Raw genomic sequence first — 18376 nt, 5'->3', positions numbered from 1 at the left:
TAAATTATGTTATGATTAAAGAAAGTCAAGGAGGAAATCGATTATGATTCAAGAATTAAAAAAGTTTTTATTTAGGGGCAATATCATTGACCTTGCTGTTGCTGTGATTATCGGTGGTGCGTTTGGTACTATCGTCACATCGTTTGTAAACGACATCATCACACCACTCATCTTAAACCCAGCTTTGAAAGCTGCTAATGTCGAAAACATCGCTCAATTAGCTTGGAATGGTGTCAAATATGGTAGCTTCCTAAGTGCTGTTATTAATTTCTTAATTGTTGGTACCAGCCTATTCTTCGTTGTTCAAGCAGCGCAAAAAGCTATGCCTAAAAAAGAAGAAGTTGCTAAAGAGCCTGCAACACCATCTCAAGAAGAACTTCTTATGGAAATTCGTGATTTACTCGCTAAAAAATAGTCACAAAAAACAACTGATTGCATGTCAGTTGTTTTTTCATTTCTCAATTTTAAAAGCACTGAGACGGTTCGGTCTCAGTGCTTTTTGAGTTGATTAATGTGTGTTCTTTTTATGACGTTTTGCGCCAAAAAATGTTGTTAATATCAGGCTAAAGCCAAATAGAGAGGCTAAGCGACTAGTTGTGTCTCCAGTGCTTGGCAACTGTTTCGAAGCCTTCGATGCCACAGTAGCCTTGCTAGGTGAGAGGTCTTTTTTAACCTCTGCTTGGTCAGATTTTTTCTGAGGAGTTTGATTTTTTTGTTGTTGGGCGTCTTGCGATGAGGTATCTGCTTTAAGCTCCAACTGCAATAACAATGGGTCATGGTCAGAAGCTCTGCCATGTTCTTCCATAAACGGCGAATTAACATGGACCATATCAAAAGCATAACGTCCCAAAAGATTATTAGAAATCAAAACATTGTCAAGAGTTTGGTTATTTCCTTGATAGAAATAAGAGAAACGATCTGCCTCATCATGACGGCTCACAAGATTTGACATGCCGCCTGTCTCAATGAGACTGATGGTCTTAGTAAACTCATAGTCATTGAAATCTCCCAACATCACAATATTGGAATTGGCGTTTTGTGCTAATCCCGTTTTTGCAAAATCAGCTAACATCTTAGACAATTGATGGCGTCTTTCTTCAGATTTAAAAGTTACTGGTTGAACGCGACCATAAAGACCATTGTCCCCACGTTTTGAATTAAGGTGGTTAGCCAACACAACAACTTTTTGCCCTTTGAAAATAAACTCAGCTGCGAGTGATTTACGAACCGTTTCCCAAATAGGATTGGTCGGATCAATTCTTCCAACACTAAGGTTTAATTCACCGTTTTCCCATGCAACTGCCTGAGTAGCTGTTCCTTTAGGTTTGTCAGAAAGGCTAACGCGATCTTTATTATAAAGGAAGGCAACACGGATATTACCGCCAGGCTGACCTCCATCTTGGTTGTTTTCTGGTGCAATGTCAACATAGGTATAGGCTGGACCACCCAAATCTGTAATTGCTTTGATCAAACGAGCTGCACTTTGGCTTGCATCGGTCGTGCCATCATCTGTCGGACCATTGTTGTCTTGAACCTCGATGAGACCAATGATATCTGGAGATTGAAGATCGGAAATAAAGGATTGGGCAATGCGTTTTACTTTGCTGTCTGGCGTTGATTTTTTATCTGCCGAGAAGTTTTCAATATTATAAGAAGCAATGCTCAATCGGCTCTCATCTTTTGCTAAGTAGGTTTTTTCAGGAACAACTGAACCTTGGTTTAAGGTTGGCATCGTTTCATCGTTAACATAAACCTTATAGTTTGTGTAGCTATAGGTCACCGGACCAACCAAGCGACCAGTAAAGAAATCTCCTGCCTTAACAACTTGTTTTCCTGATTTAAACAAGATTGGTACCAAACCAGTGTTGTAAGTATTTGGTTTCAAATTGATGCCGCTCATGTTATTGAGTTTTGCTTGGTAAGACCCTGGTAACACGTAAATTTCTTTGTGTTTCATCGGTCCAACAATCTTAGCATCGTCAACAGCAACTAACATGCCTTCAACAGATTCCCAAAAATCAAGAGCATCTTCTTCTGGGTCAAAAACAGTCATGCCGTCGTTATCAATGATGTCAGCAGGAATCTTGCGGTCTTTGCCGATGACAATCGCTTTAGGCAATTCAGCTGTGCCTGTTTTTCCGATTTCTTTTGCTTTGATGCGCGTAATGGTTAAGTCAGTTTTACTCTTTTCTGAATAGCCCTTCCCAAAATGTTCTTCAACGGTTCCTGTTAATGTTAAAACATCTCCAATACGGATATCTTTAGCATCTACCTCGCTGATGACATTGATACCGTCTGATGTTGCGCTATCACCATCTGGGTGAAGGTCTTGGACGTAAAAATTATTTGAAGCAACAAGGTAAGTTACCACAACGTCTTTTACTATCACTTTTCGGTGATTATAAGGCGATTGATGACTCTTGCCCTGGATATCACCAATAGTAACTGTCGCTTTTTGAGGACTTCGAGGGGCAAGTTTTTTAATGACTTGGAAATGTGATTTGTCAAAAGGTTTGATTTGGAAATTATTGTCAAAAAGAGATAAGATTCCTGAAACGTTAATGACATCACTAGTATCAACTATCTCTAGCAAATCAGAACCTGTCATTCCTGTTCGATTATCTAAACGGATAGTTGCTTTTTGACCCTTATCGTCTGAAACAGTAAAGGTAGCGGTATTATGGGAATCAATAGTAATCTCACCAACAGTCACCTGATCCAATTCCACCATAGTAGCTAAAGGTGCTGTGGCAAGCTCGCTTGGACTAGTTTTTGTGACAGAAGTCTTAAAGGTTTGATCAGTAGACTTATGGTCAGTAACATCTACCAATTGCAAATCACTTCTAAAACGTTTTAGTGTCCCTGTTAGTGTGACACGGTCACCCAGCTGATACCCTAGAGAGTTGTTTTTAGGATAGACATAAAGCCCTTGACCTGAATTGTCTTGAAGGTAAAACCCATTACCGCCCCAGGCATTGACTTTACTAATGATTTGGCCTGAAACAGTATAAGCTACACCTTCTTGCCCGTTTCTAACGTCAGACAAAGGACTAGATATCGTAGCCGTTGCTTGACTGTCGCTGACCTTTTCTTGCTCTGGTTCTACGACAGCAACTTCTCCAGCTTTTTCAGGTGCTGATGTTGGTTGTAATTCCTGTTCTGTTACACCAACCGCAGACACTTCTGCCTGTTGATTTGCCGCAGCTTCTGTTAGGGAGAGTTGTTGTGCTTGAGGCGACTGACCGTCTACCTCTCCAGCATGAACCACTTGCTCTGCTGCAGTTGCTGATAGCAATGCAACTGCCATTTGCCCTAAGACCAAATAACGTGAAAAATCACTTGTCCCAGACTTTCTTTTCACAATAAATACTTCCTTTCTTTTATCACTGCTACCATCAAAATAATTAATGTCATTCGTGATAACAGCTCTATAGCAATAGCCAACGCTTATATTTTATCAGAAAACGTTTAATATGGAAATGTTTTTTCTGACAAAATTAAAAATTGTTCGTACTAATCTGGGAGTGTTTTTCTGAAGTGACGACGAAAAAGCAGCCTCCTTTTTAAGGAGACTGCTTTTAATATCTAGAATTTAGAATTTTTTACGTTTGCGAGCTGCTTCTGATTTGCGTTTGCGTTTTACAGAAGGTTTTTCGTAGAATTCACGTTTACGTGATTCTTGAAGAGTACCAGCTTTAGTAACAGAACGTTTGAAGCGACGAAGAGCATCGTCAAGCGATTCGTTTTTACGGACTACTGTTTTTGACATGTGTTTCACCTCCTCAAGATATTGTAACATTTTCACGTTCTTGACTATATTACATGATTTTGATACAAAAGTCAAACAATTTTTTCTTCTTTTATGTGCTATTTTTTTAAACTCCACGCTAAATCAAATGGAGTACTATCTCCTAAAGGTTTAGCAAAAGGCGGAGCGTTTTTGCTATCCAGTCCTAACAGATATTTTCTTAATAAAATAAATATACAAAAAGAGGACAGATATTTTTGTCCTCCTTTTTAAAATAGCATGATATATCCTACTAATATTTCTGATTGCTTGTATTGTTTCGTTTTTGATAACACTACTTACCAGATAGGCTCGTAACTTTTACTATTCCACTGCTTTTCCTGTTAATGCCGCAGCTTCTTTAATAAAATCTTTGTATTTGCCTTCTTTGATGAGTTTTTTAATAACTTTATCAGCAACTTTTTTCAATTCTTTGCTGCCTTTTGGCATTGCCACTGCTTTAGCATCGCCATCACTGGTTTTTAGTTTAAAAGGTGCCAAAGCTAAATCTGGGTTTTGGGCTAAGAATCCTTCTGCTACTGGAGCTTCTAGGTCAACAGCTTGAACTTGTCCTGATTTCAACTCATTAATTGCTTCACCCATCGCTGTCAAAGGAATGATGTTGGCTTTTTTAAGTTGCTCTTTAGATAATTTTTCCTCGATAGCCCCTTTTTGCACAGCAACTTTTTTATTGTCTAGACTCGATTTATCTGTGTATTTAGAAAGGTCTGAAGCTTTTACTAAAATAGCATTTTCTGTTTCGTAATAAGGTGTTGAAAATTCATAGACCTTTGCACGCTCTTTGGTGTAAGATAAGCCAGAAATTGCCATATCAGCCTTTCCTGTTTGAAGGCTAGACAAAACATTATCAAAGCTCATCGCTGATAACTCTAGCTTGACCCCTAGTTCATCTGCAATGGCTTGGGCTAATTGAATGTCAGCGCCTACCACAGTATCTTTGCCATCAATTAAGGCTTTAAATTCAAAGGGAGCGTAATCAGGGCTGACTGCTACAACTAACTTTCCTGTTTCTTTCACACTATCTTTCAAACTGCTTTTTTGAGTACTCCCACAAGCTGCTAGGCTAAATAGAGATAAAAAGGTGATGGTGCTGATCATTATTTTTTTGAGTTTCATAGTATTTTTATTCCTTTTTTATTTGATAAAACCTATTATAGTGTATTCTTATTCAAAAGTAAAGCATTTATTGAATATTATTTAATAATTTCGACAAGGCTGTCAGTCCTGCTTCGAGATGATCTTTTTGGCAACAGTAGCCAATTCTCACATGCTGAGGTTGCTGAAATCGATTGCCAGGAACAACCAATGTTTGGTAATCATTGAGTAGACTTAGCGCAAAGTCTTCTATTGGGATATCAATGGCTAGTTTTACAAAAGCTGTCGAAACCAAAGGAGGCTTTCGGTAGGAAGCTTTTTCTTCTTGTTGAACCCATTGATCTAAAATGGCTAAGTTAGTAGCAACGATGTGACGGTTACGCGCTAAAATGGCATCAACATGCGTCAGAGCTAATGTTGCTACCATATCATCAAACACACCTGCACAAATCATGGTGTAATCACGGTAACCCACTAGCTGCTGACAAATGCTCTGAGATGCTGCTAGCCAGCCTACTCGAATCCCTGGAATAGAAAACGTTTTAGACATGCTGTTGACTGAAATGCCCTTATCATACAAGTCAGCGATGGCAATCAGTCGGTCTGAGGCAAATGAGTGGTAAACTTCGTCACTGAGAATATAGATATCGTGTGCCTTTGCGATAGCGACAAGTTTTTCTAAGTAAGCCCTATCCATAAAGGCACCTGTCGGGTTATTGGCATTATTGATGGTAATGAGTTTGGTATTTGGTCGAATCAGCGTTTTTAACTCTTCTAAATCTGGCAGCCAATTTAAAGATTCTTTGGTGTGCCAATAGTCTACCTCAGCACCTAATGATGCTGGAATGTCATACAGTTGCTGATAACTTGGGTAATGAGCAATAACATGGTCTCCTTCACTAATCAAGGCATAAATCACTAGAAAATTAGCTCCTGTAGCCCCATTGGTTTGAAGGATGTTATCTGTTTCTTGGTTTTGGTAAAGCGCTGCAACAGCTTTTTTAAACTCAGGCGACCCTTCTATCCAGCCATAGTCTAACTGTTTATGGTGCAAGGTCTGGTAAAAGGCTTCTGGGTTAGTCTGGGTTAGTTCGAATAACTCTGCAAGACTAAGTGATGAAATTGAGGATTCTGCAATATTATGCACTGCTTTTTTTTCGTGCTGATTAAGCCATTCTTCAACACCAAATACTGGTAACTTCATAGATAGGCCTCCTTGCTTTTAATAATTATTATATTAACTTATAAAAATACAAAAATCAAGGCTAAACTGAGCCCAGCAAAAAAGTTGCAGCAATTGCCACAACTTTTACTAATCTTTAGTGATAAGTATCTTAATAAACAGAGACAACTTCTAGTTTGGTGCCTCCCATTAAAACAAGGTATTTGTCAATTTGGTTAATGCCATAAACTTGTTGGAGAGCTTCTGCATATAAATCCATCTGATGTTGGTACCGTTTTTGCAGCTCTTGAGCGTGCGTGTAGCGATCTGTCTTGTAGTCAAACAAGACGATGTAATCGTCAAACAACAGATACCCATCAATAATTCCTCGAACAACATACTGTTCTTTACTCTCAGGGTCTTGGCGCAAAATGGCAAATGGGGCTTCACGGTTCAATCGCTCAGGATGTTGTTTCATGAGTTTTCCGAGAGTTGTTGTTTCAAAGAAACTATTAACCTTATCAAGATCAATTTTTTCCTTCACAGCCTCATCAGCTCCTACCATCTCAAGGGCTTTTTCAATATCAGCCTCTGATAGGTCTTTTGAGATTGGAATGCGCTGCATTAATTCATGCAAGCTAGAGCCTATTTGATGGGGGAGAACCTTTCCTTTTTTCGTAAAATCAGGTAAGTCAAAATCACGTTTTTGGGGATAGGCTTTTGAAATCACCTCAATCTCCTCTGTCCCCATTAATGGCTGGTACCGCTCTTTGAGTTGGCTCGGAGTTCTCACTGTTGGTAGGTTAATGGCCGCTTGATAAGTGTCATTGAGACGAGAGACATTCTCTAAAATGTCTAAAGCACGCGCAATGTCAGGAGTCTGGCGATTGTTGCTCACATCGTCAGCCTGTAAAACAGCGGGGGTTTTAAGTTGCCCAATAGCTTCTGACGTCAACTCCTCATCCGAACAATAATTGATGTCAAAGTGCAAGTCTTGTTTGCTAAACACCGCCGCAACTGCCAGCAACCAGTCTTGAAAACTGGTCAGACGTTTTCGCAGCTCTAAAGCCAAATGATTGCCACTGCGCTGATCATTCTCAAAGGATAAGTCAGTGCTTTCGCTGATCTTACCGACTAGATATAGTTTTTTTTCTGCTCTAGTCATTGCCACATACAAAAGGCGCATTTGTTCTGATAATGTTGCCAGGTGCAATGCTTGCTTATTAATCTGATAAGGCATGGTTTCCATCATCACCTTGACTGAGGCTAGTGATGTTTCTTCTAGTTCTTTTTTGACGTCTGCCAGATACTTGATGCCAATGCCATTCTGGCGGTTCAACATAACAGGTGCTTGCAAATCGGTCATCGAAAAACGCTTGTCACTGTTTAAGATAAAGACATAAGGAAACTCCAAACCTTTGGATTTATGGATAGTCATCAGATTCACCGCTTGCTTAGGGCTTGTCAGCTCAACATTTGCCAAGTCATTTTTGGTTTCCAAAACCTTGTCAATCATGCCAATAAAGCGAGAAAGGCCTTTGTAGCCAGATTGTTCAAATTGATAAGCACGAAAGGCCAGGGCGTAAAGATTTGCCTGAGCCTGTTCTGCCTTTGGCTGAGTCGCAACAAAGTCAAAGTAAAAACGGTCATTAAAGATTTTCCAAATCAAGTCATACAACGAGTTCACTTTGGCAAATTGTCGCCACGAGGTCAACGTTGCGACAAAATCTGTCAATTTCTCAGTCAGGTCTTGTGGCATCAGGGAGGTGTGTGCCCCTTTTTTCAGAAGGCTATTTTCAATTTTTTCATAGAAGGATTCAACATATGGCGTTTCTTGGTTTTGAAGAGCAATCCGAGCTAGCTGGTCCTCGTCAAATGAAAACATCGGTGAGCGCATCAAGGCCACTAAGGCATAATCGTTTAAAGGATTGTTAATGCTTCTTAGTGTGTCTAACATGACCATCACCTCAACGGATTTGAGGTAATTTTGCTGACCACCGTCCACAATCAATGGAATCCCATACTGATTGAAGGTCTGTAAAATGCCATCGTTACGTGTTCTCGAAGAAACTAACAAAGTGATTTGATCAAACGTAACCCCCTCTTCGTTGTGAAGTCGAATAATTTCTTTCACAACCATTTTGACTTCGGCTGGTGATAGTTGACCAACATCAGCTGAGGTTTCTTCTGATTCTTCATTTTTGTCAGTGTTGTATAGTAATAACTGGGTTTTGTTTTGAGGTTGTGGAGCTTTTTGACGATCACTACCGGCGACTAAGGCGTGGCTGTCGTCGTAGTTGATTTCTCCTAAATCCTCATCCATGAGATGGCTAAAAATAGCATTGGTGGTGTCTAAAACCTCTGATTGGCTGCGGAAATTTTCCTTGAGCAAAATCAGTTTCCCATGCTGAGGGTTATTTTGGTAATCTTTGAAGGTTGTGTTGAAAATCTGGGGATCTGCCTGTCTAAATCGGTAGATTGACTGCTTGATATCCCCCACCATAAAGCGATTTTGCCCATTTGAGAGCAGTTCTATCAAACGCTCTTGCATGTGGTTGTTGTCTTGATACTCATCAACCATAACTTCGTGGTAATGGCCTTGATAGGCTTGTCTGATGTCTGGATTTTGCTGTAAAATGTGAATGGCAAAATGTGCGATGTCAGAAAATTCAAAAGCACTTTCAGCCATTTTGACAGACAGGTAGTCTCTCGAAAAATCAAGCATAAAACCTTGCAACACCTCTAATAAAGGAAGGGATTCTGCTTGGTAGGCAAAAATAGTCTCCATGTGCCTGAGCCTCGTCAATCGATGCTGTAAAGGACGGTAGACAGGGTATTTTTCACCAGCAACCGTCACATCTGAGCCAGAAGGCAAGAGGGCTGTTAGGTCTTGGGCCAAACGGCTCAAACCTGATTTTCCATAAAGGCTCTCAAAATGCAAGGCCCATTCGTAAAGCGACTCAATCTGCTGCAAATGTTTAACATATTTCGCAGTGGGTTTGCCGTCTTTTTTTACTTGCCCATAACCTTCTAAATCGGTCACATCTCTGAGTTGGTCAGCGGTATCCTGCATACAAATCAGCAAAGCCTCGACATCTTTGTCAGCAATGTCTTGAAAACTCGTGTAGGTTTTGGCAGCTCTTAAAAAATGCTCTTTCAGCCATTTTTCAGGGTCATCCGTTGACTGGCTAAATTGATGAATTTGATAAACCACTTGCCTAAAGCCTGTGGCATCTTTTCGATTTCCTGAAAAGTTTTTGACTAAAGCCTTAAATAGCTGTCCTTGCGTGCCTTCTAGGTAGCTGGCAAAAAGCTTGCTAAAGACCTCCTTTTTCAAATAGTCTTGCTCAGTTTTATCCTGCATGATTCGAAAATGAGGTGATATCCCTAGGGTATAGCCATACCGACTGACTAATTTTTGGGTAAAGGCATCCATGGTGCCAATATCTGCCTGAGAAAGAGATTGTAATTGGTCGTTGAAATAAGCTTTTAGTTGCGCATCAGAGGTTTTAGCAATGGTTGCTACTAGTCGCTTTTCAATACGCTCTCGTAGCTCTGTTGCAGCTTTGACAGTAAATGTGGAAATAAAGAGTTGGTCAATGCCTATCCCGCGCTTGATTTTATCCAAGATACGCTCAACCATCACAAATGTTTTCCCAGAGCCTGCTGAGGCAGATACCAGAACATTTTGCCCATTGGTGTAAATGGCTTCAATTTGTTGCGCTGTTCGCTTTTGCGCCTTATCTGACAGTTGCTCTTTTTGCTGCAAGTCAGTAATGGCTTCTGGCGTTAAAAAAGGGTCAAATGTCATCGTTTTTGTCCTCCGTCATCATGAGCTCAAAGAAAGCCTGACGTTTTTGTCTAGCAGGAAAGGTCACTAAGCGTCTGGCTTGACCCAAATCAAGATCTGCTTCAAATCGGGTAATGGCTTTCAGTTGATCTCCTTGAACCGATTTTCCGTCTTTGGTGTAGGGATTAATAACAAAATGCCCTTGTCTGATACGCTGAGCCGCTGATTGGTAAAGTTTCTGGTTAACATCCAGCAAGGTTTCAATCTCCTCAGGGCTATATAGAGATTGTTTAATGGCATAACTGCCATTAGCTAAAAACTCTTTTTTAGCTTCCATGAAAATGCCTTTATAGGTCAATTCTTTATGAATCGCCTCAACCAACTTGTTGTCCAACTGTTTAAATTTTGCCAATTCTAATTTCGGCTCTTGCAAATGCAAATACATGGCTCCAAACAGACTGGCGGAATCCTTGTCATCACTACCGTTTGCCAAGGCTGCTAGATAGGTGATTAACTGTGGGCTTAGTCCATTATAGAACTGCTCAATGTCAAACGTATTGGCGCTCGATTTGTAATCAATAATTCCCAAACTACCATCTGGCAAGCGGTCCACACGGTCAATCATGCCTCGCACAACCACATTCTCGTCTAGGTCCCATTCAAATGGAGCTTCTTGACGCAAAACCTGCAAGTTTTGATCAGTAGGCAAAGCGCGTGCTGCTGCTCTGGCTATATCTTCTAAGACCTCGAGGCTGTACTGCCCTTCAGCATCATCATGATAGGCTTGTAAAAAAGTTGATTGCTGATTTGTCTGTTGAATCGCCTCTCCTAACTTGTCGTCAAACGGCAAATCGCGTTGGTCTTGCATGACCAACTCAAAAACACGGTGCAAGTACTGACCATGAATACGAGCATCTGGATGAATAGACTCGAGTTCCTGTAACCTTAGGACATAATCTAAAAAGTATTTGTATTCATTGTTGTAAAAAATAGTTAAAGCTGACGACGATAGCCTTATCGGCTGATCACTTGGGAAGCGGGCTTCTATGACCTTAGCATCTAGTGGTTTAGTGGCGAGGTGATTTTCAAAAGTAGGAATCACCATATCCTCCTCACGTAATCGTCGTTTTAGATACCTAAGCGCCACTGTCCAAAAAGTTCTATCCTCGTCAGTCATTTCCTCAGAAATAGCTTGTCGATTGATATCAATTAAGCGAGACAATAAAGATTTGTAGTTGCCAATATCTTCTGGCGATGTTGATAACAAGTTCTTGCCTTTTTCTACTAGTGGCACGCCAAAACTGATGAGTTCCTCAAGGTAGGGAGACATTTCCTGAGGCACTTCATTGAGAGATAGCGGGGTGCTAAGCACCAACTCTGACGTCGCAGCATTAAACAATGATAAGGCTGTTTGATGATTTTTTTTAAGATTTTCAGCAGTTGGAATTTCAAAACGCTGATGAGTTTCTGTGGCTTCATTGATTAGAGCCCTTTCCTGGTCAGAAATCAGGCTCGTATTAGTGACTTGTTTTGGAAAATGAGACTGGCTAAGCCCAATCGCAAAAACAAATGGTCTAGAGTGAGGTTCAACAAGGTCATAAGACGTCACTGATACCACGTCAACAGTTGCTGGTACTGTTCGATAATTCGCTGCTTGCATGCCTGCTTTAATCAGAGACAGGCAATCTGATAACGTCATTTTTTCCATGCCAAAAATGCGATGGAAAGATTCTAAAATGCCAACGAAGGTCTTCCACACCTCCTCATCTCTGTCCATTTCAGCTTCTGATCGGTTGCTTGATAAAGTGATAATGTTTTCTGATAATCGGATGGTCTTGAAGAAACTCGTGAGTTTTTTTAGCAGAGATGATCCTAACTGTTTCTGACTTTTAAATAACTGTTGCAAGGGAGTTACGACCTCAAGCCTAATCTGATCTAATCGCTCAAGTGGGTAGTGCCTAGAGGAGTTGATGCTAAAAGGACGAGAAAACTTGGTAAATCCTTTAATATCAGCAAAATCTAAATAGTACTCTAGTTGGTCCAGGTCTTTTTCTAAAAAATTACCATATAAACCCGATTTCAACAAATTGACAATGTCATCACGTCTCCAGTTGTAGCGGAGGCTTCTCTCCAAGGACTCTATGAATTGCACCAAGGGGTGAGCTGACATGGATTCTGTCTTACCAAAATAATAGGGAATTTCAAATTTATCAAATAAATGCCCCACTTGGAGCTGATAAGCATCCACATCACCTAAAAGCACTAGCATGTCTTTGTAACGGTAACCGTCTTGAAGTTTTTGTCGAATGGCTTTTGCAACATGCTCTATTTCTTCTTTTTGAGAGATGTTTTGCCAAATGGTCACCTTGCTTTTATCTTCTTCGCTCAGCGTCTGGTCCAGTACTGAGTAATCGTGCCCAGCCTCAAAAAGCTGGGTCAGTCGTGAAAAGGAGGGATCAAAAACCATTTCTGAAGAGCGGTAGATCGGCTTGGTTTGAAACGTCTGGGCGAGACTTGTCATAAAATCAACACTGGCCTGATAGATATTGCCTTGGATAAACGATTGCTGATAAGCTTTTTGGCTGATATAGCTCCCCACAACAATATCGTGGCATTTGGCATGCAACAATGTTAGCAAATGATCTTCTTCTGCAGAAAAGCGTGAAAAGCCATCAATGATGACAACGGTTTTCCTTAATGCATCATCTAAATCGCCACTTTGAATCGCCTCAGCCAGATGGCTAAGTTGGCTGTCTTGATCATAGTTACCTTGAGCAATAATCGCATCAACACGATTGAAAATAGTGATAAAATCAGCCTGTTTATCTGGATTTTCAAGACCGGTCAAGTCAAAAGCGGTCAACTGAGCTTGTTTTAATTCCTTATAAAGGTCAACCAACTGCTTGATGAAAGCTTGATCTGTTCGCAAACGGTTAAAAACCTTTAGCTGATCTTCGTTCAAAGTCATCAATGCCCGATACATAATCATGGACAAATCATTGTCGTCTAAAGATTCTTTTGAGATGGACTTGGACAATGTCAAATAATGCGCCATCTGTGAAAAGCGCGTCACCGTGATTAAAAATGACCCCTGCTCTGGAAGTAATTCTAGAACAGCCCTTTCCTTTTCAAAAGACAAGGAGTTAGGGGCGATATAAAACACACGCAATCCCTCATCAGCATAACCTTTTGCTTCTTTGACGAGGATATCGGTTAATGAGTGGGCGATGTCTGTATATAGTAATTTCATAGGACTCCTTTTGCCTCAATCTGATACTGGTGGTTCCATTATAACAAATGCCACCTTCTTTTCCTATCAATGTCCTGCTTCACATCACAAAAACACACAAGAAGTCATCACGTCTTTCTAGAGTGATGCTGCTTGTGTGCTTATGATGTTATAAGCTAAGTTTCCCTTAGTCTTGGCTGAGATTTCCATCTTGCATGCGATAAACTTTATCACAAAATGATATCATGCGTTCATCATGGGTAACCATGATAATAGCTTTGTTTTGTTCCTTGCTTTCTTTTGCTAACAGATTCACCACTTCAAAGGCCTTCTCAGTATCTAAACTAGCCGTTGGCTCATCTGCTAGTATAATCACAGGGTCATTGTATAGGGCCCTAGCAATAGCTACTCGCTGGCGCTCACCACCTGACAAATCCTGAGGCAGTTTATTCACCAACTTGTCAATGCCTAAGTCCTCAAACAATTTTTGCCGCTTGTCTTCTTGCTTTGTTTTGTTTAATTTATCTACCAGCTCTAACTGTTGCTTCACTGTCAAAAAAGGAATCAGATTAGAAGCCTGTAAAATAAAGCCGATGTCATTAAATCGTAATTTTGCTCGCTCTTTTTCAGATAAGTTGGTATAATCTTGACCATTTACCAAAAATTGACCCGAACTTGGGGTTTGTAAGCCTCCTGCGATTGTCAAAAAGGTCGATTTCCCTGACCCAGATGGACCGACCAAGGCCACAAACTCACCTGCTGAAATTGAAAAATTGGTTTCCTTGAGGGCTTCAATGGTTTGACTACCATCTTTAAATGATTTTGTCACATTTTTAAATTCTAATACCGTCATGTTAACTCCTATCCAATCGCTTTTAATGGATCAATTCTAACAATAGCTAGAACTGAAAACAAGGTGCCCATCACTGCAAAAGTAACCATAGCTACTAAGATTAGTGCATACAAGTACCAGTTACTTTGAAAGGGAACAGCAGCTGGCAACACTTGTGAACTAAGCCAAGTCCCAAGTAAACCAAAACTGCTACCCAATAGGCTCAAGATAAAGGTCTGCGACAAGACAGCATTAGCAATTGTCTTGTTCGAAATGCCTTGTGCTTTCATAATGCCAAAAATAGGGGCCTTTTGAATTGTTAACACGTACATAAAGATACCAATTATAATGGCTGAAATGACAATTAAAAAACCAATCATAAAACCAAAAGTCAGGTTCTGTGCACTATAACCTGGTAATTTCGTGATAAAATCACTAATTGTCAATTTTTGAAAATCAGCTTTTGGGTAGCTATCTAACTTTCCTTGAACAATAAACGCATTCACTTGTTTTGGTTGTTTAGTCGCTCTGTCCCCATATTTCAACTCTTGAAATGCCTCCAGAGTCATGTAGGCAACTGGTGCCACGCTAAAACTAGCTTTATTGGTGTAACCAACTATGGTAAACCCCTTATCGAGACTTGAGACGTAGAGTTTGTCTCCTAGTTGAAAACCTCCTTTTTCAGCCATGATTTCATCAATAACCACTTCTTGGTCTGATTGAAACATTCTACCTTTGGTCAGTGTTGGTTTCAAAAAGGTTTTTGGATCTATCCCGAAAAAACTGACTTTTTCTTTGTCTGTTTCAGTTGGTTTTTTCACAGACCAAGTCACTGAACCTAGCTGTGCTAGAGGGGCAACTTTATCTGCTTTTATGGTTGAAATTTGATCAGCTTCTAGTGATGATAAGTTTAAGCTAGCATCTGCGTCTTTTGACAACAACACGGTATCTGCGTCCCACTTATCAACTGCCGAACGGTTTTCTTGCATCAGACCAAACGATAGACCTGATAAAAAAAACATCAAATAGGCAATTAAAAAAAGTAATCCCATAATCAAACCATAGCGTAGCTTGGCTTGTTTCATTTCATTGATTGCTAAAAACATAACATCTCCTTTGTTTCTTAAAACAGATAGCTGACTGCTATCAACATACCTGCTGTTTCGTGCTCAGACCCCTTCTAAAATCAAACGGGACTGTTGTAAATAGGTTGGCTGATAGAGAGCTGTCAAGTCTTGTAAAAAAACAAGCATCTCACTAGCTCGGTCTTCTAAGCCGTCATCCAATTCTTTAAACCGCTCTTTCTCACTAGGAGTAGCTGACTTCTTGAAGTAACCCCAAACGTGTTGATAAGCAGTGCGCAAGGTTTTGGTGCTTGGCTCAATCCGCTCAGCTTCGGCAATTAGCTCATCAAATTGTTGGGCTTTTTCCTGCGACCAATCATTACCTTTGAATAATAGGCGCAGCTGATTGTAGTGTTGCTGTGAGTGTGCCATAACCCAGTATTTTTGGTAGGCCCACTGAGCTTGATAAGTTGCTAAATTAGTCATTAACATCACCTCTAAAGTCGATAACGATAGGCACATCTGTGCTGAGGAGCTGTTTAACACGGCAATAAGTGTCCACATAAGCTAATAAGGAGGCTTTTTGTTCCAAGGATAGACTCTCTGTCAATAGAATGCTCAATTGAAAGGAGCTCCCATCATAATTAGCTTGGATATCAACCTTTAAATCTTCTCGGTCAAATTCACGTTTGAAATAGCTCTGCACACACATGGTGACACAAGAAGCTAAAGCGATTAGCAAGAGGCTCATAGGAGTTTCGCCTTTTTCTGTAGCGGCGAATAACTCAATTTCTGAACCATATCCATTAGAGCGGGTATGATAAAGTCCGTCTCCTGTAATTGTTGTTTGATACATGGCATTCCTCCTTTTGCTATCTTCTCCCTCAATTATAACAAAAAACCATCCTCAAGGATGGTTTTTTGCTTGTGTGATTATCTGATTTCTGCGTCGACCTGTTGGACCAGAGATTTAGTAATCTTATCCATGTATTTGGTGACTTCTTCATCAGTCAAGCTATCGTTTGGATTTTGGAAGGTTAGGCTGTAAGCCATTGATTTTTTATTTTCGTCAATATTGGCACCTGTATAAACATCAAATAAGGTCACATCGGTCAAGCGTTTCACTCCTGCTGACTCAATCGCCGATAGAATCATTTGATGGCTAGTCTCTTTAGGAACTAGCATGGCAATATCGCGTGACATGGCTGGGAATTTAGTAATCTCAACAAAAGTCTGCTGTTCTGGCAACAAGCTTTCGATAGTAGTCAAGTCAAGTTCCGCCACATAGGTTTCTGGAATATGATAGGTTTTGGCGGTCTGTGGATGCACTTGCCCTACAAAACCTAATACTTGCTCGCCTAACTGAATTAATGCAGTACGACCCGGATGCATATGGGCCAGGTCCTTAGTCGGTAGGTAGTCTACCACTAAACCGAGTTTAGCAAATAATTGCTCTAAAATACCTTTGGCATGGTAGAAATCGACAGGTTGGGCTGCTGTTTGAAAATCTTTTTCAGTGATTAATCCTGTCATGGCAAAAGCAAAATGGTTACGCTCATCTGGTAGATCTGCTTTTGGATTTCCTCTTTGTTCAAAGACTTTACCAATCTCGTAAACCCCTATATTACCTTGTTTACGAGCGACATTGTAAGCAATCGTATCTAGCATGCCTGAGACAATGTTTTGACGAAGCGCGGAGCGCTCAACAGACATCGGCCACATAAGCTCAGTCAAATGGCTTGGAGCTCCTGAAAAGGCAGTCGCTTTTTCAGGAGTTGTCAAGGCATAAGAAATCATCTCTGTCAGTCCTAGACCTTCTGCTATGGTGTGACATTTGCGACGTAACAGCTGTGTCGGCGTTAACTCTGCAGCAGTTCCCCCTGCTTCTGGGAGGGTCGTTGGCAAGCGATCATAGCCATAAATACGAGCAATTTCCTCAACTAGATCAGCTTGTATATGGATGTCCCAACGGCGACGCGGTACCGATACGGTAAAATGACTTACGTCTCCTGCTAAACCAAAACCTAGTTTTTCAAAGACCTGCTCAATATCTGCAAAGGTAAGGTCTGTCCCTAGACGGACATTGACGTAATCCAAACTGGTAGATACCGCTACCGGCTCCGTATCTAATTCCCCTGCCTGCAAATGACCTGATAGCACCTTACCGCCAGCTAACTCTTCTAACATGGCTCCAGCAAAATCTAAAGCTTCTAGCAGGGTTTCATGATTGATACCCTTCTCAAAGCGTGAAGATGATTCAGAACGCAAGTTCAAACGATTGCTGGTTTGACGAATAGACTTACCATCAAAAAGCGCTGCTTCTAAGACGATTGTCTTTGAGGTATGATCAACCTCGGTAGATTGACCTCCCATGATTCCTGCTAGGGCAACTGGCTTGTCCGCAACAGTGATCACAAGATCACCAGGCATCAAGTCTCGCTCTTGCCCATCAAGTGTCACCAATTGCTCACCCTCACGCGCCTCACGCGCTAGAATGTTGTGATTGCCAAACTTATCATAGTCAAAAGCATGCATGGGTTGACCAAAATAAAGCAAGACATAATTAGTCACATCGACAACGTTATTGATTGGGCGAATGCCTGCATTCATCAGTCGGTTTTGTAGCCATTGAGGACTTGGTTTGACCGTGATATTGGTCACCACACGACTGGCATAAGTGGTCACCTTATCAGAAGCAATGGCAACTGACAACAGTTCAGAAGCTTTCTGCGGGACTTCTGCAGGGCTTTTCTTATCAAAAGACACTGTTTTGCCATAAATAGCAGCGACTTCGTGAGCCACACCACGCATGGACAAAGCGTCTGCTCGGTTTGGCGTGATTGACAGCTCAATGATGTCATCATCAAGGTCCAAGTAAGGAAAAATGCTCTCACCAGGTTTAGCGGTTTCTGGCAATAGCTGGATACCTTCTGAAAATTCTTTTGGAATAATGGCTTCTGGCAGACCAAGTTCTTGCAAGGAACAAATCATTCCAAGAGACTCAATCCCACGGATTTTACCTTTTTTAATTTTGTAGTTATCTGCAATGCGAGCCCCAGGAATCGCGACAATAACATTGATTCCTGCAGTAACATTTGGAGCCCCACAAACAATTTGGCGCAGAGTTTCGTCTCCTGTGTCAACTTGACACAAGTGCAGATGGGTGTCTGGAATATCCTCACAAGACACAACATGCCCAACAACTAACTTTGATAACCCTTCTGACGGGACTGTAACCCCTTCTACTTCAATACCTGTGGTTGACATTTTTTCTGCCAACTCGGCAGGCGAAACGTCAATATCCACTAATTCTTTTAACCATTTATAAGATACTAGCATACTTTTATTTTGTTCTTTCTATATTTTCGGATTGTGCCACAAGGCAAATCTAAGACT

At 40.8% G+C, this 18376-nt stretch carries 12 protein-coding genes; 1 reads left to right on the top strand and 11 read right to left on the bottom strand.

Going from position 1 to position 18376, the window contains the following annotated elements:
- Positions 1–43 precede the first annotated feature (43 nt).
- The gene (gene mscL / locus AKK44_RS06635) at positions 44–415 is read left to right on the top strand and encodes a large conductance mechanosensitive channel protein MscL (RefSeq protein ID WP_054279028.1); all 372 of its coding nucleotides are present in this window, start codon (positions 44–46) and stop codon (positions 413–415) included.
- Positions 416–508: 93 nt separating this feature from the next.
- Here the strand turns inward: mscL and AKK44_RS06630 are convergent, their stop codons facing one another.
- The 11 genes from AKK44_RS06630 to pheT form a co-directional block, all read right to left on the bottom strand.
- Entirely contained in the window at positions 509–3364 is a 2856-nt protein-coding gene (locus AKK44_RS06630) for an endonuclease/exonuclease/phosphatase family protein (RefSeq protein ID WP_408022493.1), read from the bottom strand.
- A 228-nt stretch (positions 3365–3592) separates the two neighbouring features.
- Positions 3593–3769 (bottom strand): 30S ribosomal protein S21, encoded by a 177-nt coding sequence (rpsU, locus tag AKK44_RS06625; RefSeq protein WP_000048058.1) that lies wholly within the window; start codon positions 3767–3769, stop codon positions 3593–3595.
- Between the two features lie 342 nt (positions 3770–4111).
- Positions 4112–4924 carry a transporter substrate-binding domain-containing protein gene (locus AKK44_RS06620; protein WP_037595891.1) on the bottom strand — a complete coding sequence of 271 codons (813 nt, stop codon included), beginning with the start codon at positions 4922–4924 and terminating at the stop codon, positions 4112–4114.
- Positions 4925–4991: 67 nt separating this feature from the next.
- Positions 4992–6107 (bottom strand): aminotransferase, encoded by a 1116-nt coding sequence (locus AKK44_RS06615; RefSeq protein WP_054279027.1) that lies wholly within the window; start codon positions 6105–6107, stop codon positions 4992–4994.
- A 130-nt stretch (positions 6108–6237) separates the two neighbouring features.
- Positions 6238–9876, bottom strand: coding sequence for a helicase-exonuclease AddAB subunit AddA (gene addA, locus AKK44_RS06610; RefSeq protein WP_054279026.1), 3639 nt, complete (start codon positions 9874–9876; stop codon positions 6238–6240).
- Positions 9866–13105, bottom strand: coding sequence for an ATP-dependent nuclease subunit B (rexB, locus tag AKK44_RS06605; protein ID WP_054279025.1), 3240 nt, complete (start codon positions 13103–13105; stop codon positions 9866–9868). Before rexB ends, addA begins: the two co-directional genes overlap by 11 nt.
- A 166-nt stretch (positions 13106–13271) precedes the next feature.
- A complete protein-coding gene (locus tag AKK44_RS06600; RefSeq protein WP_037595900.1) occupies positions 13272–13937 on the bottom strand; it encodes an ABC transporter ATP-binding protein in 666 nt (221 codons plus the stop codon).
- A gap of 8 nt (positions 13938–13945) precedes the next feature.
- The gene (locus AKK44_RS06595; protein ID WP_054279024.1) at positions 13946–15022 is read right to left on the bottom strand and encodes an ABC transporter permease; all 1077 of its coding nucleotides are present in this window, start codon (positions 15020–15022) and stop codon (positions 13946–13948) included.
- A 63-nt stretch (positions 15023–15085) separates the two neighbouring features.
- Entirely contained in the window at positions 15086–15466 is a 381-nt protein-coding gene (locus AKK44_RS06590; protein WP_394297604.1) for a YbgA family protein, read from the bottom strand.
- Positions 15459–15836 (bottom strand): OsmC family protein, encoded by a 378-nt coding sequence (locus AKK44_RS06585; RefSeq protein ID WP_054279023.1) that lies wholly within the window; start codon positions 15834–15836, stop codon positions 15459–15461. The genes AKK44_RS06590 and AKK44_RS06585 overlap by 8 nt, the downstream gene beginning before the upstream one ends.
- Before the next feature lie 77 nt (positions 15837–15913).
- Entirely contained in the window at positions 15914–18319 is a 2406-nt protein-coding gene (pheT, locus tag AKK44_RS06580) for a phenylalanine--tRNA ligase subunit beta (RefSeq protein WP_054279022.1), read from the bottom strand.
- Positions 18320–18376 lie beyond the last annotated feature (57 nt).

Origin of the sequence: Streptococcus phocae (assembly GCF_001302265.1) — a bacterium.
Taxonomy (GTDB): Bacteria; Bacillota; Bacilli; order Lactobacillales; family Streptococcaceae; genus Streptococcus; species Streptococcus phocae.
Note: the sequence above shows the minus strand (reverse complement) of the source record. Positions and strands in the feature narration are given on the sequence as shown.

What these genes read in the sequence shown, in the direction of transcription:
- AKK44_RS06615 (WP_054279027.1), bottom strand. Translation starts at nt 6,107, where the DNA reads ATGAAGTTACCAGTATTTGGTGTTGAAGAATGGCTTAATCAGCACGAA.
- AKK44_RS06595 (WP_054279024.1), bottom strand. Translation starts at nt 15,022, where the DNA reads ATGTTTTTAGCAATCAATGAAATGAAACAAGCCAAGCTACGCTATGGT.
- AKK44_RS06590 (WP_394297604.1), bottom strand. Translation starts at nt 15,466, where the DNA reads ATGACTAATTTAGCAACTTATCAAGCTCAGTGGGCCTACCAAAAATAC.
- rpsU (WP_000048058.1), bottom strand. Translation starts at nt 3,769, where the DNA reads ATGTCAAAAACAGTAGTCCGTAAAAACGAATCGCTTGACGATGCTCTT.
- pheT (WP_054279022.1), bottom strand. Translation starts at nt 18,319, where the DNA reads ATGCTAGTATCTTATAAATGGTTAAAAGAATTAGTGGATATTGACGTT.
- mscL (WP_054279028.1), top strand. Translation starts at nt 44, where the DNA reads ATGATTCAAGAATTAAAAAAGTTTTTATTTAGGGGCAATATCATTGAC.
- AKK44_RS06600 (WP_037595900.1), bottom strand. Translation starts at nt 13,937, where the DNA reads ATGACGGTATTAGAATTTAAAAATGTGACAAAATCATTTAAAGATGGT.
- addA (WP_054279026.1), bottom strand. Translation starts at nt 9,876, where the DNA reads ATGACATTTGACCCTTTTTTAACGCCAGAAGCCATTACTGACTTGCAG.
- AKK44_RS06620 (WP_037595891.1), bottom strand. Translation starts at nt 4,924, where the DNA reads ATGAAACTCAAAAAAATAATGATCAGCACCATCACCTTTTTATCTCTA.
- rexB (WP_054279025.1), bottom strand. Translation starts at nt 13,105, where the DNA reads ATGAAATTACTATATACAGACATCGCCCACTCATTAACCGATATCCTC.
- AKK44_RS06585 (WP_054279023.1), bottom strand. Translation starts at nt 15,836, where the DNA reads ATGTATCAAACAACAATTACAGGAGACGGACTTTATCATACCCGCTCT.